A 17092-nucleotide genomic window follows, 5' to 3' on the forward strand; every position below is an offset into this window, starting at 1 on the left:
GAAGTCGGTTTGCTTCCTTCTTACTAAGAAAGAGTCGAACGAGTTTTTCATTGGAAACCAGTCTGCTCCCTCCCCTGCGAAGGGGAGGACTGGGGTGGGGTCAGTCTTTCAGTTATTTTTACAGCGACGCTTCGTAAATCTTACGGCTATCTTCTAGCGTGATATCACTGTTTTCGCCCAGCGCAGTCATGCCGTGCTCTTCCAGTTTTGCCAGCAGGCCTGGGATGGAGCTGGCATCAACGCCGTAATCTTTCAGATACGTTTTAATGCCCATTTCTTCGAAGAATTTACGCGTAGCAGCAATCGCGGCATCAATGCGCTGTTCTTCATTACCTTCACGAATATTCCATACGCGCTCTGCGTATTGCAGCAGCTTAGCGTGTTTCTGTTGGCGTTTTGCTTGCAGCAGAGAAGGCAGTACCACGGCTAAGGTCTGTGCGTGATCCATACCGTGCATCGCAGTCAGTTCATGACCCAGCATATGCGTTGCCCAGTCCTGTGGTACACCAGCACCGATCAGGCCGTTCAGCGCCATAGTGGCACTCCACATAATGTTGGCACGAACATCATAGTTTTCCGGTTCGGCTAGCGCACGTGGGCCTTCTTCGATCAGGGTCAAAAGCAGACCTTCTGCGAAACGATCTTGAACTTTAGCGTCAACCGGGTAAGTCAGATATTGCTCAACGGTATGCACAAACGCATCCACTACGCCGTTTGCCACCTGATGCGCTGGCAGGGTGTAGGTTACAACCGGATCTAGGATAGCGAACTGAGGCATCACGAATGGAGACTGGAATGCACGTTTATCTCCTGTCGCACGGCGAGTGATAACCGCGCCCTTGTTCATTTCAGAACCGGTCGCAGGCAGGGTTAACACCGCTGCCAATGGGATGGCGCTGGTGATTTTGCTGCCGTAGGTTTCAAGAATGTCCCAAGGCTCACCGACGTAGTTTGCCGCTGCGGCAATGAACTTGGTGCCATCAATAACGGAACCGCCGCCGACAGCCAGCAGGAAATCGATTTTCTCGTTGTGAACCACTTCGACGCATTTCATCAGCGTTTCGTAAGATGGGTTTGGCTCGATGCCACCGAATTCAAATACGTGTAAACCTTTCAGCGCTGCGTGAACCTGATCCAAAACGCCGGTGCGTTTTACGCTGCCGCCGCCGTAGGTGATCAGGATGCGTGCATTTTCGGGCACTTCATTGCGTAGGTTAGCGATTTGGCCTTCGCCGAACAGAACTTTAGTTGGGGTGTGGAGTGTGAAATTTTGCATTGAAATTTGCCTCAGTGTTTATTTTGATTCGTTATGCTTTGGCCGTCGACGCCATTGCATTTTCTGAATGCTATTCTGGGCGTAATGAGCGTATGGCTCAATGCTCATTTCTGTTGATGACTTGCCTATTTCTACAATCAACTGTAGAAATAGAGATGTATTTGGCATCATTCATTGCACTTTATTTGGTTCGGCGGGGATTGGTCAATGTTAATCGATGAGCGGTGGACACAGCTTGCACAGCAGCTAAGCCGTCAGGTGGTTCAGCCTGGAGTGAGTGCGTCACCGATTGAGAATGTAAAAATAATCTATGCTAATCAGCATCAACCGCGTACGCCGGTGATGTATGAGCCTTGTATTATCATTGTGTTACAAGGGCATAAAGTGGGCTATCTCGGCGAGCAGGTGTTTCGCTACGATCCCACTAATTATCTGCTGATGACGCTGCCATTACCCTGCGAATGCGAGACGTTTGCCACTCCAGATGAGCCGCTGATCGGTTTATCAGTGCGGGTAAACACCAGCATGTTGCAGGATCTCTTAATGGATATCGGTGACGGTTTGGCCGCCAAGCAGCGCTGTCAGTCGAGCGGTGTGAAATCGGTATCTTTGGATGAGTCGATGTTTTGTGCCACCGAACGCTTGGTCGATGCAATGGCTAATCCATTACAGGCACGTGTATTAGGACCGCAAATTGTGCGCGAAATGCTGTTCCACGCGCTGTGTGGAGACGGTGGCGAAGCGCTACAGGCGTTAGCTAACCGTCACAGCCACTTCAGTCAGATCGCTAAGGCGCTACGCCTGATTGAACAACAGTACTCAGATAGCCTAAACGTTGATTTGCTGGCGCAGGAAGTGAATATGAGCGTTTCTGCGTTTCATCATAATTTCAAAGCCGTTACGGCTACCTCTCCGCTGCAATATATCAAATCCTTCCGCTTGCATAAGGCGCGAATGATGATGTTGCATGACGGGCTAAAAGCCAGCACCGCGGCCATTCGCGTGGGTTATGAGAGCGCTTCGCAGTTTAGCCGTGAATATAAACGTTTCTTCGGTAATACGCCGAGTGAGCAAATGACGCGCTACCGCGAAGGTGGCTTGAGCATCGTTGAGCGATAAAAATGAATTTTGCCGCAGGAGTGGTCTGCCATGATTGAAAAGGAATATCTGTTAGCCGGTATGTGGGTGCGTGAGCATCGTGTATCGGTACCGCTGAACTGGTCTGATGAAAATGATCCGCGCCGTATTACGGTTTTTGCACGTGAGTTATCAGAGGGCGGCAAAGCGGCAGAAGATTTACCATGTTTGCTGTTCTTACAAGGCGGCCCTGGCGGGAAATCGCCGCGACCAACCAGTAAAGGCGGATGGTTAGGCGAGGCGCTGAAAAGCTTTCGCGTGATCTTGCTTGATCAACGCGGCACGGGGCAGAGCAGCAGGATCGAATCGAGCGTGATCCGCAATATGGACGTGGATCAAACCGCTGACTATCTCAGCTATTTCCGCGCTGATTCTATTGTGGCAGATGCTGAGCATCTGAGAAAAACGCAGTTTGGTGGCCGTAAATGGAGCACCTTAGGGCAGAGTTTTGGTGGCTTTATCACCCTGACTTATTTATCTCAGGCCCCAGAAGGGCTTGATGCCTGTTATATCACCGGTGGTCTACCCTCAATTAAACCCGATGCCGAGCAGCTGTATCAGCGCACCTATCAGAAGCTGAAAGAAAAGAATCAGATTTTCTTCTCGCGCTATCCCCACATGCAGCAGCAAATCAACCGGATTGCGGACGTGCTAAACGAGCAGGATGTGTATCTGCCCGATGGCGATATCCTCACCGTACAGCGTTTGCAAACGCTGGGTATTCAGTTAGGTATGAGTGAAGGCTATGAGAATTTGCTGTGGCTGTTTGATGAAGCCTTTAATCATGAAGGTGAGCTGAGCGATACGTTCTTGTCGCAGGTGATGCATCTCACCGGCTTCACCGAGCATCCTCTGTACGCTGTTCTGCATGAAAGTATTTATGCTGATAATCATAGTGGGGCGACCCACTGGGCAGCGCAGCGCGTGCATGACACGCTGCCTGAGTTTCAATCCGATTGCCGCCCGCTGTTGTTAACGGGCGAGATGATCTATCCGTGGATGTTTGATGAAATGCAGTGTTTACGACCGCTCCGCGATGCAGTTCACCAGTTGGCGCAGCGTTCGGAATGGCAACCGTTGTACGACGCGGAGCGCTTGGCTGCCAATACGGTGCCAGTGGTTGCGGCGGTTTATTACAATGACATGTATGTAGATGTTGGTTTATCGCTGGAAACGGCCAAGCATATTGGCAACGTGGAAACGTGGATCACCAGTGAATTTGAACACAATGGTTTGCGGGTGGGGAACGTGTTTGCTCACCTACGTCAGATGATGGCGCTGCGCGGCGTGAATTAAAGCCCCTTTATTTTCAAACATAAAATTCAAACGTAAAATTCAAACGAAAAAAACCCGCCATTGGCGGGTTTTTTATGACTCATACTTATCAGACATTCTCTAAGCATAAAGCTTAGAAGAAAAGGTCTTAGAAGTAGTAGTTAACACCAGCGGTGAAATCGTGGGTAGCCACTTTAACTTTGGAAGCTTGTGCAGTTGCATCGCCAGCGTCCAGGTATTTGTAGCCCAGATCCAGATCCATGTGGTTGTTGATAGCGTAAGAAACGCCAGTACCAACGCTCCATGCGAAGTTATCACCGTTACCAGTGTGGCTTGCACCATCCTGAGTGTTTTTCAGGTTTACGTTAGCGTAACCGATACCAGCACTGATGTATGGAGTGAAAGCAGTGTCGGTATTGATGTCGTAGTAACCGTTCAGCATAGCGGTCTGCAGACGTACACGGTTGTGAGTACGAGTGTTGTCAGCTTTGATGAAGTGATCGGTATCAGTAGTATCACGGAATGAATAATCTAATTCTGCACGAATTGGCAGGTTGAATTCATTCTGGAAGTTATAACCGAATACCAGGCCAGCGGTGCCAGCTTGTTTGGTGTCACGCGGTACGCTGCTGCCAGTTGCAGATTTCTGACCGTGGATTTGCTCCAGGCTGGTACCCAGTTTAGCACCGGCATAATAGCCAGTGTTTTCAGAGTTAGCAGCAAAAGCAGAAACAGAAGTTGCTAAGCCGATAATTACGGCCAGGCTAGTTAATTTTTTCATGATAGATTCCAACTTAATAAGTATTTTACTTGTGAAACTATATCATCATGTGACAGTTGTCACAAAAATGAAGACGCTAGATAATAATAGCGATCCCTGTACGAAAATTGAATTATTTTTTTACTAATAAAATCAAAGGGTAGTGTTTTTTGTGTAAGTTTGTTTAGTTTTTGTTTAGAGAAAATCCACTTTTAGTAGGAATAGTCTTATTTATAACGTTTACAAGCGATTGATATTTAATCATCGTAATTTCGCTATGAGCTTAAAATAAACGTCTCTTATTCTTTCATGTAATGAGTAAATTTATGTATAGAAAGTAGGTTTAGAAATTTACTTATTTTTATTATTTTGGAATATGACGATAAATAACATTTTTTTTCGTTTAAAGAATAAATATTCGTTAAATAGGATTTAGTTTAAATATATCCTTAGCTAAGAAGTTTCTTGAAATGAAAATAAATCTGCACGAATATTTATATAATTCATGCAGATACAAAATGTGATCGGGGTCACTTTTACAGCCGTATCGTTGACAGGTTATGCATCCATATCGCTGGCACAAACTTGGTTACGCCCTGCCGTTTTCGCTCTATACAGGCGTTTATCGGCCTGCGACTGTAGGCTTTCTATGCTGCAACCCGTCGTTCCAGAACAGGCAGAAACGCCCATTGATGCAGTGACCTCTACGGTTCTGCCATCAGAAAGCATCAGATTTTGGCGATTAAACTGTGTATGAATACGTTCGGCAATCGCCACCGCCTCAGAAAGCACGGTGTTTGGCAGCATGATGCAGAACTCCTCACCGCCAATGCGGCCAATGATGTCCTGCTTGCGTAGCATCGATGTCATTGTGTCTGCGGCATGTTTAAGCGCCAGATCGCCAACATGATGGCCATAGACATCATTGATATTCTTAAACTTATCTAAATCAACCTGAATGATAGCCATGGAACGCCCGTAGCACTGACCTTTGCGCGTTATCTCTTCGGCTTTATCAAAGAAACCACGACGGTTAAGCAGTTCAGTTAACGGATCGTGTTCCGCGCGCCAGCTCAGCCGATTCTGTAAGGTTTCCATATTGCGCACTAGCCGTGATATCACGTAATGGGTGCCAATCAGGGTGATAACAAAGAGACACCACAGGGCAACTAACGTCAGGCTGATGCGGCCATACTGGTCCTGTAAGCCTTGGCGCAAGGATTGCAGACTAATCAAGGTGATATTCGGATTTTCCATACGGGTAAACGTCACAAAGCTGGTGCCGATACGGGTTGTCCCTTCGCTTTGCTTTAATACGGCTTTTTGTAGCGAGAGCCTCTGTGCCTCAGAAAAGTATTTACCGCGATACCAGTTGGTATCGGAAGATGTGATCGGCTCAAAGTGACTGTCATACAACATAAAAACACTGTGCGGATGGGAAGGAAGTGCCTCTTGAAGATAGTAATTGAATCTTTTAATCGAGAAATCAATTCCCAAGATCCCCCACCAACGATCGCCATAATCGACAGGCGCAGTTGCGCTGATCAGCATTCCATCTTGCTGATTGTCAAACATGCGGCTCCAAAATGCTTTTCGGTGCGGATTAGCCTCTGGAGCCGCCATCGGGAAGTAAGGTCGCGCCAACATATGCGTATACAGCCCTGAAATCAGTGACTTGTCCCGTGGTGGCGTTGAAGACAAATAGAAGCCTGAACGCGAGATATAGTAAATACGCGGCTGTAATGCTTGGTTAAGATTGGTGAGCGGCAGTAACGCTTTGAGACGCATGGCGGCATTGATTTCTGTTAGCCACAAATCGTTATTCGGACGGTCGCTTGAGGGGAGTAGACCAATTTGACTGTCACCGATCCCATTGAGCGGTGGAGATGCCGAATGGCTGTGACCTGTTTGCCAAATATCCTGCACACGCAACGTGGCCATTTCAGCTTCAAGCAGTCGTTTTTGCTCCGGCATGATGGGCTGAGAAAGCATATAGCGCATGTAATTACGTAAGAAAAGCAGGTTATCCAAACGAAACTGCATACGGCTTCCAAGCTGCGCGCTCACGTTTTCCAGCCGGTTTAATTGGCTTGCCTGATAGCCGTTGTTCAGCACTTGCCCCTGACGCCAGAAAAGCAACGATGTAAAAATGAAGACAGCAAAAAAACAGATATTAATAATCCTTTGCGGGGTAAATCGTCGGCTGCACTGGGGCGTTGCGGGGATATCGGACAAACCGTTCTCCTGATTGATATTGAAGCGGCCTTCAATGGCCAATAATTTCATCTGTGGATGATTTTTACGTACGAAATAGTGCTTTTGCCTAGCTCTGAGTGGAGCATAGCCTATATGGCGCAGATTTCAGAAATGAATAGATCTAAGATTAATTTAAAGTGCGGAAGATGGTTCGCCCATCCCGCCTTGCGATTCGGCCGGATGGGGATAAAGTGGACTGCTATCTAAATACGGTCACTGCATCGACGAGCCACATGGCCTGCTGTTTTACCTTGGCTGATGCTTCCGCGCCTTCTTGTACTAAAACCGCATTTTGATGGGTGATGCGATCAAGCTCATCAATGGCTCGGCTGACTTCATTGAGTCCGGTACTCTGTTCTGAGGTCGCAGCGCTAATCTGCGCAATAAGATCGGTGACATTTCTCACCTGTTCAACAATATCCCGCATGGTACTTCCGGCCGTATGAACCTGATTTGTGCCGCTTTGGACTTTCTCCGCGCTGGCTTCGATCAGGCTTTTGATTTCGCTCGCGGCGCTTGCGCTGCGTTGGGCTAAGTTACGCACTTCTCCTGCGACCACGGCAAAACCTTTGCCATCTTCTCCGGCTCGTGCGGCTTCGACCGCTGCGTTGAGCGCCAATATATTGGTTTGAAAAGCAATGCTGTCGATAAGGCTGGTGATAGAGGCGATTTTTTTGGTGCTGCTGGCGATTTCATCCATGGTGGCGATCACGGTTTCCATTACCTGACCGCCGTTAGTAGCCGCGCTGCTCGCGGAAATGGATAGTTGATCGGCTTTGGCTGCCGTTTCCGTGTTGTTTTGCACCGTAATCGTCATTTGCGTCATGGTTGACGCCGTTTGCTGCACGTTTGCCGCGGTTTGCTTAGTGCGGGCGCTGAGGTCGATATTGCCCTGCGCCAGTTCGTCGCTGGCGCTGCGCACGTTGATCACCTGCCCACTCACGTCATTAACAAGCCAACGGAACATCAGCCCTAATTGACCAATAGCGCGTAGCGTTACACCAATTTCATCAACGCGATTCATATGCTCCACGTTATGGCTCGCGCCAGTGGCGACCCGCAATGCCTGTTGGCATACCCGTTCTAGTGGGCGAGATATTTGTGATTCCAGCCATGCCGATATCAGGATAAGAAACAGCGCCATGGCCGCAGAGAAAATGCCTAGCGCCAGATGTTCGACATTCAAGGCACTCACCGTTGCAATGGAAAGCGGGAGTAGGGCAAACAGCGCGGTGCGAATTCTCCAACGTAAGGGCATCGTTTTCATGATGGATGTCCAGCGCCAAAAACCCGAGCGTAATAACAATCCTTTATGCACTCGTCGGCTGCCGAGTTTATTCTGATTCATCTGCTCATAAAGCTGGCTAGCTTTTGCTATTTCTTCGTTAGAGGCTTTAGTGCGGACTGACATAAATCCGACGGTTTTCCCTCCACGCACAACCGGTACTGCGTTGGCGCGCACCCAATAAAACCCCCCGTTTTTACGGCGGTTTTTAACCAATCCTGTCCAAGGCTCGCCCTGTTTTAGCGTTGCCCACATATCTGCAAAAACCTGCGGCGGCATATCCGGATGGCGAACGACGTTATGGGGTTGCTTAATGATATCTTCGGCGGTGAAACCACTCGCTTCGATAAAGCTGACATTCGCATAGGTGATGTAGCTATTGGGATCGGTTGTCGACATCAGCGTCGCGTCGTCTGCTAACGTGTATTCTTGTTGGGTAATTGGTTGGTTATTGCGCATCCGGACAATCCTTAACGTGTGCTTGAAGCGTAGCGAAAAGAGAGAGTGAGCTAAGAATGATTGTCGGCTTAAGTTGGTTAAACTTTATACTTAAATAAACAAATATTTCACAATTAAAGTCATTAAATTTAAATTGTGTAGGTGTTTTAGGTCTTTGAATTATTATTTTAATTTCAAATAAATATATATGCAGGGTAATCAATGTTCGTAAATAGATGAATACCAAGATGATACGAAGGGCGGGGAGCAGCGAGAAGAAGGATACAGCTTGCCTAGAATGACTAAAGTAAAGCACAACTACGTGAATTGATTGGCTTAGTACTCATCATTTTAGCCACTTTTTTGACCGTTTGATTGCCTAGAGAACACCATAAAGTAGCGGTTGTAGTCAGACGTCTATCAAAGGGTTATTTCGTGGCAAAACAATTATTACGCAGCGGCAGCTTGGATGATTTTCTCGCGTTGGGCGAAAACGGCCAGCCTGTTTACGCTTCAGCGCTACAGCTAAGAGAAACGCTACGCCTGCGTCATCAGCAAAGTATCGCCGATATGTTGGCGATCCCACAGCCTAATGAAGGCGGCGATCGCATTGATTGGTACGCGCCCATCTCAGGGAAAATAACCTCGTGGATCGCTGCGAGCGATGAAGAGCGCGCCTCTGCGCTGAGCCAGTTGGAACATTGCCAGCAAACGGTGAATGAACTCAGCCAGAAAGCCCAACAGTCAGAGAAATCGGCTTTGCGCCTGTTCGGTATTTTGCTAGCGAAAGCCATGCAGTTTCCTGGTGCGAATCATGTTTTCTTGGTGGATGGCAAACCCGTGCTCACTTTTTGGGGCTTTGTGAATCTGGATAAAAAATCCAGATCCGATGCTTTTGATTGCCTGAGAGCCGCGCAGGGCGACGCTGCGCCAAGTAAAAATATAGCCACTGAAATACCGAAACCTCTCGCCATCCCCACACCAAAACCAACCGAACAAGCACCGCAGAATAGCGATACAGCAGCAACGGAACCTAGCAAAGTGGTACGCCGCAGAGAGTGGCGCCAGCTGTGGTGGTTACCGCTGGCGCTGGTGGTGCTGGGAATTCTTTTCTTCCAAATTCGAGCCAAAAACGATGCGCCGAAACCGGTGGTGAAATCCTCTGAGGCGGTAAAGAAATCCGCCCCTGAGAATGAAAAACGCGCTCTGTCATCCCGTGCCGCTGCACCAAAAACGCATTTACCCGTTGCGCATATAGCTGCACCAACACCAACGCCGGTGGTTGAAGTGGTAAAAACGCCTGAGGTGAAGCCTGTCGAAGTACAAAAAACAGCGGTATCCGCAGACGCGTTGGTGATGCCCGCTGAGGCGGTGAAATTAGGTTCGACGCGTTTTATGAATGGCAAATGGCGCGCCAGTCTGGACATTAAAACTCCGCGCCTTGGTAAGCCTCCGAGCTTGGTTTATCAGATTAAAAACAGCAAAGGCAGCGTGAAAATCATCCATGGTGATGGTATCAGCTGTAATGCCAGTGTCACCGTGGGGCTTATGAGCTCGGGAAGTTTAGTCGTCGATAGCCGCGCCAAGGCCAAATGCAGCGATGGCTCGCGTTACAAAATCCCACAGTTGATTTGTAAGTCGGGTGAAAACGGCGTGGCCGACTGCAATGGGCGCTATGACGCCGACACTATCTTGCCAATCAATATGACGCGCATCAGCAAGTCATCTCAGTAAAAATGGATGAATAAAACCATGTTAGCCACCATCACCGATTACAAGCATCAGGTTGCGCTCATTCAGAACAGCGGCATTCAGTTTTTGGATTTTGCCCTCAAGCCCAATTTCACGGCGGAGCTCCCCGGTAAATTTGTACGCCAAACGGCGAATGGACCCCTGCTGCGTTTACTGCACAATGCTGAAAGCGATACTTATTGGCTGCCCGCGCCAGCTGGCACGCCGCCAGAACGGGTCAAGCCCGAATCGAGCATTTCGTTGGAGCAGTCGCTTCAATTGCTGAATGGGATCTGGCTGCCGTTGCCTTTTTTCCGTTTTAATCCTCCGCGTACGTTTTTAGGTGGGCCTGACAACTGGGCGCGAATGCAGGTTATAGCGCTAGATAAGCCCGATCGTGATGGGAATACCTATCGCGTATGCATGGCGTTTGATACGGCTATTTCAGCCGATGGCCACAATAATGAATCCCTGCAACCGAGTGAAAATGATGTCAAAAGCGGCGCGGGTTTCGCTCTGGCCTATCGCAGCGAAGAACTGGCTGAATTCCTCGACCTGACTTGGGTGGATGGCTGGCTGCGTGAGGTTTTCACTCAACAAGCGATACAGCAGGAGGATCGGCATTCTGTCGGCATCCAAACCGCGCTACGCGAGTTTGAGTATCAGGCGCACTACTTGAATATCCTGTATCTGCTCGGCAAACAGCTCAATGTGCCTACCGTTAAGCTCAATACTAGTACGCTGCAAGAACCCACCGTTCATGTTGATTTGATTATGGATGTTGGGAACTCCCACACCTGCGGCATTTTGGTAGAAGACCACCTTGATGAGCTCAATGGTCTGAAACAAACCTACGAGCTGAACCTGCGTGACCTCAGCCAGCCACATTATGTGTATAACGAGCTGTTTGATAGCCGCGTCGAGTTTTCACAGGCCGAGTTTGGTAAGCGTAATTTTTCCGTAGAAAGCGGGCGCGAACAGGCGTTCGTCTGGCCGTCGATTGTGCGCGTTGGCCGAGAGGCCAGCCGCATGGCGTTGCAGCGAATGGGCACCGAAGGTTCAACGGGGCTTTCAAGCCCACGTCGCTATCTATGGGATGAAGAAGAGTATCTACATGGTTGGCGCTTTAATACGCTGAACCAAGCCCAGCAAGAGCCGTCTGCAACCGCGCTTCCACTGACGTTTTTGTTAAACGATCAGGGACAGCCGCTCTACGACCAGCCATTAGATGAGCGTTTACCGGTATTTTCAGCGCACTACAGCCGCAGCTCACTGATGACGTTTATGTTGTCTGAGCTATTGGCGCAGGCACTAATGCAGATAAACAGCGTTGCCCAACGCCTGAAAATGACGCATTCCTCAGCGCCTCGTCAGCTGCGCAGCATTATTTTGACCTTGCCTTCTGCCATGCCAAAACCTGAGCGCGAAATCTTCCGCCGCCGTATGTATCAAGCCATTGGTTTGGTGTGGAAAAGTATGAGCTGGCATCCGGCTGACCATGATTTCTCCAGCGAAGCCGATCGGGCTGAAAGCACGGTGCCGGTGCCTGACGTGCAGATGGAATGGGACGAAGCGACCTGTGGGCAGATGGTGTATCTGTATAACGAAACTCAGGTCAATTTTGGCGGCTGTAGCGAAGAGTTTTTTGCCAGTCAGGCACGAACTGACCGCGAGCTGGCGGAAGGTGAAGTTGCCGGAAAAACGCTGCGTATTGCGTCGATTGATATCGGCGGCGGCACCACCGACTTAGCGATTACCCAGTACCGTTTAGACGATGGGGCTGGCAGCAACGTCAAAATTATTCCGCGTTTGCTCTTCCGTGAGGGCTTCAAGCTAGCAGGCGACGATATTTTGTTAGATGTCATTCGCTTATATGTGCTGCCTGCCTTGCAGAACGCATGCCGAAAGGCGGGCGTTGCCGACAGTGATGAGCTGATGAACAAGCTATTTGGTGATGGCAGTATTTCTGCGCTACGCCAGCAGGCGACGTTGCAGGTATTTAGCCCGATTGGGCGCGCTATTCTTGAGTCCTACGAACGTTACGACCCGTTGGATGCCGCTGCTGAAATTGATGCGACCTTTGGCGAGCTTTTGTCCCAAGTGCCAACGGTTAAAGTGCAGGAATATATTAATAATGACGTACAGCGAGCTCAGCCTGCTGATGCGGTACCTTTTGATATTTTGCAGGTTCCGCTGATCCTCAAGCTAAGCAAACTCCACGCGGAGTTTCTGTCCCCGCGCATGCGCATCACGCAGCATCTGCGCTCGCTGTGTGAAGTGGTGGCGCTGTATTCCTGCGATGTGTTGCTTCTGACAGGGCGCCCTTCGCGATTCCCAGGCATTCAGGCGCTATTCCGCCATTTGCAGCCTTTGCCGATCAACCGCATTTTGCCGCTTGATGGATATCACACCAGTGAATGGTATCCATTTAATAAGCGCGGGCGCATTGATAACCCGAAATCTACCGCCGCGGTGGGGGCGATGCTCTGCTTGCTGGCGGTGAATTTGCGCTTGGCAACGTTCAACTGCAAAGCCGGAGATTTCCAGCCCTACTCGACGGTGTGCTATCTCGGCACGCTGGATGGTAACCAGTCATTGATGACCAGCGACGTTTGCTATAGCGATATCGATCTCGATAATCCTGATTTTGAGCTACCAAGCGAAGGTTCATTCCAAATGCGTGGCCCCGTGTGTTTGGGGTTCCGCCAGCTCGACAACGATCGTTGGCCTGCGTCGCCGCTATATCGCTTATCTATTGCTGATCAACAGCTGGCGCGCAAAGTGGCGGGCGAGAGCGTGCTGAACGTGAGGTTAGCGACCGAAGCGGAAAGCCCAGAACAAGGGCCGGAACGCTTCAAGCTGGCTGAGGTGACGCTGGATGACGGCACGCCTGTTCCTTTGCATCACTTAAAACTAAAACTGAACACTTTATCGGATAGCACCCATTATTGGATCGACAGTGGGAGCGTATTTAGCCAATGAAACCATTGAATTCAAAACAAATTAATAACCAGCTTCAGGTTATCACGCAGCATGTCGATCTCGCCCTTGATTGGCTAGAGAGCACGCGTCAGCACTCACCGAGATTAGATATTGAGGCTGATAGCCTACGTGTAAAACTGCATCGCTGCCGGTATCAGGCAGTGTCGATGCAAGAGCTACCGCAGCATTTTCCAAGCATCGGTTTTTTTGGCCTGTCACAGGCGGGAAAATCCTATCTGATTAGTGCGCTTGCGGCGGATGAGTCTGGCCAATTAGCCTTGAATTTGGCTGGACGCACGCTGGATTTTGATAGCCATATCAATCCAGGTAATCAGGCCTGTGGTGTGGTCACCAGATTCACTCATCGAGCCGGAATCAATAACCATGATTTCCCGATCGAGATCGCCATGCTGGCTGAGTATGAGCTGGCGAAAGTCATGGTTGATGCTTTTATTCATGATTTTTCATCCGACGAGGCTGATCAAGAGCGTGACGAGGAGTTCATTGCCGATCACCTTTCCGCCTTGTCGGCGCTATGTTTGCCTGAGCCTGTAGCCGGATTTAGCGAGGACGATGCGGTTGCGCTATGGGATGCGGTGAATCGCCGTATTGGCGCACGCGGTAAAACTTTGGATCGCTACTTTTGGCCTTCGGCGGTGCGGCTCGCGCCGTATTTGAGCGTGGATAATCGCGCTCGCCTGTTCTCGTTATTATGGTCTGAGCAGGAAGAACTGACCGCAGCGTACGTTGGTTTGGGGCATATCTTGCAGCGCTTATCCAGCGTTGAGCGCGTAGCTGCTCCGCTCAGCGTTCTGGTGGATGATATGCAGCTGCCGACGGAAGGTCTACTCAGCGTTGATGTGCTAAGCAACGCTAATTCGCCGCTCGATTTCAGCGTGCAGGTTTGCCCGCTGGTGAAGGGGAAAACCATGAAGCCGGTTGAGCTGTCCATTTCTGAGCTATCGATGCTGGCGCGTGAGATAACGCTGCCGCTGGCAGGTACGCCACGTGAGGCTCAGTTTCAGCAGATGGACGTGCTGGATATCCCCGGCTTAGGGCAGTCACTTGAAAGCGAATTCGAACCCTCATGCTCACTGCTTCATGTTTTGCAGCAGGCCAAGGTTTACGGGCTGCTAGAACGCTATGCCGATAATCAGCAAATTGCAGCATTAATGGTATGTACGGCGGCAACGGCGCGATCTCAGACTCATAGCGCGGGCAAAGTTTTGGCTCATTGGGCAAAAGCTATGCGCAGTGATGCCGAACATCGTAAGCCGACGCTGATTTGGGCACTTACCGCCTTCGACCAACGGGTCACACAGGGTAAAAATTACGATGAGGCCGTGCAGCGCCATGTCGGTTTACCCGGTGATAGCTGGGGATCAATGCTGGTTACGGATAAAAGCGGTGTGCGCCGGATGGTGGACTACTTAGCCACCGAGGCAAACAGTGACGCAACCTTGAGGCAGCTAACGATGAAGTTAGAGGCGCTGCGCCGAGAGCTGGCTGAGAATTTGTTAGGAAATTGGCTGTTATTAAGCGAGCAACAAGAAGAGCAAGAAAAACAGCGTATTGCACAGATTCTGTTGAAAACCCTGCAAACGCGCACCGGTGTGCATGGAGAACTTCTGGAACGCCTGCTACCAACCCGTGATGAGCTTCGACGCCTTTATTTACAACAACGGCTACAGCAGCGGTTTGTCACTGAATCAGCGATGAACAGTGGCGAAAATGCATTACCGATTATGAATGGCGATCCGTTTGGTATTGAAATGAATATTGATTTGGTGGCAGACCTGGTGTCCGAGCCGAGCGCGATAGAGCAGCAGGCGTTACCCGAGGGCAATTTTGCCACGCAGGCCTATCAATATTGGGTGAACCATCTACGCAATTTATCTGAAAACGGCGCGCTATTAACGTTACTTGGCGTTGCAAAACCGGAGCTAGAGCTTCTCTTGCAAGAGCTTATTACGGCCAGCGTCCGTATGGAGATCCCGCGTTCGCTGTCGCAAACGTTATTTAATACCGAGCTGGCTGGGGTGGATAATCAGATGCTGGCCGACCGACAAGTGTCCCGTGTGCTCGGCGTGTTAGGTAATTTTGTGGCGTGGCTAGGCTTCCAAAACGTAGCGGAAGCGAAAAAGCCGGATAGCCGTGTGAACCGTGGGCAAAAGATATTTGCAAAACCGCCAGCCATGAACGCGGCGGGGTGGGGTAAATCCCAACGCTTAACTAAGCTTTCGGCGGCACCATCGAACAATACAGGTTTTTATATTTACGATTGGCTGGTGGGCTTAAGCGAGATGATTATCCAAAACCAAGGATATTCTGCGGCTCTTGAGCTTAGCCAGCAGCAAGAAATGCAGCTGAGGAGAATCGTAGAGGCGCTTGCAGCATAATCCGAATAGGTTCACGGATGAACCTTAAGCTTTTCCTTTCTACTAGGTGAAATAATAATCACCGCAGAATGTTTCGATATTTTCATCTGCAGTAAGGGATTGTTTCATTATCTTCCCGCTGTATTGGCGCCATACGCGGGTAAACCTCTTTTCGTTTATATTCTGTTGAATTTTCATAGCTCAAACTTGTAACCAAATTCATCTCGGTTTTTCCCATCTGTCTGGTTTATACCGCTGAGATCTCTAACTATCACTAATTTGTTGGGGCCAATATGAGCTTTTTCAAAAAATGGCGGCACCAGAGTGGGCTCTGGCGTTCACTAAATACAGGCTATGATTCCGTTAAGCTTGGTTGTCGCATTGCTGCAATGCCAACGTTTGAGTACATCAAATATAAAAAGATGTGTAATGAATATTACAGTGCTCAATTGTTGAATCCTGTAACGAATACTATTTCGCATCCTTTCATCAAAAGACCCGTAAACAAGTACCTCAATCGCAAGTGGTCTGGTAAACAGAAACTACGTACTGCGATGAAAACGCTGGATGTCATTGAACATGCTTTTTCACGTAAAGCGCTAGAAATACTCTATTCAGCAGATAACGACGGTATTGTTCTGGCTGATATCGAGCTTAAGAGCGGTGATATTGCTCAGCTGAAACTCATGCGCTCCAGATTCACGCGTGAAGGGGATCTTGGCTTATACCTGTTTAATGAGAATCAAGAAGATGTTTATGGCCTGACGTTTTCTTTTGGGCCGAAAGGTGAGCTTTATCTCTCAGGATTGCAGGGGCCGAACACTGAAAACGGCGCAGAAATTGTTAAAAGCATGACTAAGCTGATGCATGGTATGCGTCCTAAAAACCTGCTTATTTCGGCGCTATATGCGTTGGCACAGCATTTTCATATTTCAACCATCGCTGGTGTGGCGAATAAAGCACATATCAAAAGCCAACATTTGAAATCGAGCTACGATAATTTTTGGCTTGAGTGTGGTGGCGAGTTAAATAGGCAAGGATGGTACTGCTTACCTAAAAGCGAGCCAGAGCGCGATATTGAAACGGTAAAAAGCCAGCATCGTTCTGCGTTCCGTAAGCGCGAAGCGCTGCGTGAAGGCGTTACCGATGCCGTTTCCCGTAACTTACAGCGCTATGCAGCTGGCGCTAAGGCTATAACCGCGAATGAAGATGATGCGGTGCTGAGCCAGCAAACATTGTGAGAAATAACGCGATTTAGTTTAGATAAAAAACCCGCCATTGGCGGGTTTTTTATATTCTAGAGATATCCGGACTCGGACTAACGCCGAAGGCGTTTGAACAACGGCTTTGCCGTTGGCCCGTAGGGTGAGCCGCTGGCGGCGAATAATCGAACGGAGTTCGATGAAGAGTCCGTATGCTAGAAAGCAAAAAACCAGCCCGTAGGCTGGTTTCTTTAAATAGTGGTGCCCGGACTCGGACTAACGCCGAAGGCGTTTGAACAACGGCTTTGCCGTTGGCCCGTAGGGTGAGCCGCTGGCGGCGAATAATCGAACGAAGTTCGATGAAGAGTCCGT

10 protein-coding genes are annotated in these 17092 nt (G+C 49.3%); 6 read left to right on the forward strand and 4 right to left on the reverse strand.

The annotated features are described in order from the left end of the window. Positions 1–118: 118 nt before the first annotated feature. Complete coding sequence (yqhD, locus tag CPY98_RS01820) at positions 119–1276, reverse strand: alcohol dehydrogenase (protein WP_025802396.1); 1158 nt, start codon at positions 1274–1276, stop codon at positions 119–121. Positions 1277–1483: 207 nt separating this feature from the next. On the opposite strand from yqhD, the gene CPY98_RS01825 reads away from it, so the two are divergent. Continuing rightward, the gene (locus CPY98_RS01825) at positions 1484–2395 is read left to right on the forward strand and encodes an AraC family transcriptional regulator (RefSeq protein WP_096386126.1); all 912 of its coding nucleotides are present in this window, start codon (positions 1484–1486) and stop codon (positions 2393–2395) included. A 30-nt stretch (positions 2396–2425) separates the two neighbouring features. Beyond that, entirely contained in the window at positions 2426–3709 is a 1284-nt protein-coding gene (locus CPY98_RS01830) for an alpha/beta fold hydrolase (RefSeq protein WP_096386128.1), read from the forward strand. A 127-nt stretch (positions 3710–3836) separates the two neighbouring features. On the opposite strand, the gene CPY98_RS01835 is transcribed toward CPY98_RS01830, so the two are convergent. The 3 genes from CPY98_RS01835 to CPY98_RS01845 all read right to left on the reverse strand — a co-directional run bounded on the left by CPY98_RS01835 (position 3837) and on the right by CPY98_RS01845 (position 8448). Beyond that, on the reverse strand, positions 3837–4469 hold the full coding sequence (locus CPY98_RS01835; RefSeq protein ID WP_025802390.1) for an outer membrane protein: 633 nt from the start codon (positions 4467–4469) through the stop codon (positions 3837–3839). A 537-nt stretch (positions 4470–5006) separates the two neighbouring features. Continuing rightward, a complete protein-coding gene (gene dgcQ / locus CPY98_RS01840; RefSeq protein ID WP_096386131.1) occupies positions 5007–6734 on the reverse strand; it encodes a cellulose biosynthesis regulator diguanylate cyclase DgcQ in 1728 nt (575 codons plus the stop codon). Positions 6735–6903: 169 nt separating this feature from the next. Continuing rightward, positions 6904–8448 (reverse strand): PAS domain-containing methyl-accepting chemotaxis protein, encoded by a 1545-nt coding sequence (locus CPY98_RS01845; RefSeq protein WP_096386133.1) that lies wholly within the window; start codon positions 8446–8448, stop codon positions 6904–6906. Positions 8449–8862: 414 nt separating this feature from the next. On the opposite strand from CPY98_RS01845, the gene CPY98_RS01850 reads away from it, so the two are divergent. The 4 genes from CPY98_RS01850 (at position 8863) to CPY98_RS01865 (ending at position 16759) form a co-directional block, all read left to right on the forward strand. Then, entirely contained in the window at positions 8863–10161 is a 1299-nt protein-coding gene (locus CPY98_RS01850; RefSeq protein WP_043490490.1) for an SrfA family protein, read from the forward strand. An 18-nt stretch (positions 10162–10179) separates the two neighbouring features. Continuing rightward, a complete protein-coding gene (locus CPY98_RS01855) occupies positions 10180–13140 on the forward strand; it encodes a virulence factor SrfB (RefSeq protein WP_096386136.1) in 2961 nt (986 codons plus the stop codon). Next, complete coding sequence (locus CPY98_RS01860) at positions 13137–15539, forward strand: putative virulence factor (protein ID WP_096386138.1); 2403 nt, start codon at positions 13137–13139, stop codon at positions 15537–15539. The genes CPY98_RS01855 and CPY98_RS01860 overlap by 4 nt, the downstream gene beginning before the upstream one ends. Positions 15540–15811: 272 nt before the next feature. Then, entirely contained in the window at positions 15812–16759 is a 948-nt protein-coding gene (locus CPY98_RS01865; RefSeq protein WP_025802379.1) for a DUF535 family protein, read from the forward strand. Positions 16760–17092: the final 333 nt, after the last annotated feature.

The sequence above is a fragment of the Hafnia sp. CBA7124 genome, from assembly GCF_002355555.1.
GTDB classification, from domain to species: Bacteria; Pseudomonadota; Gammaproteobacteria; order Enterobacterales; family Enterobacteriaceae; genus Hafnia; species Hafnia alvei.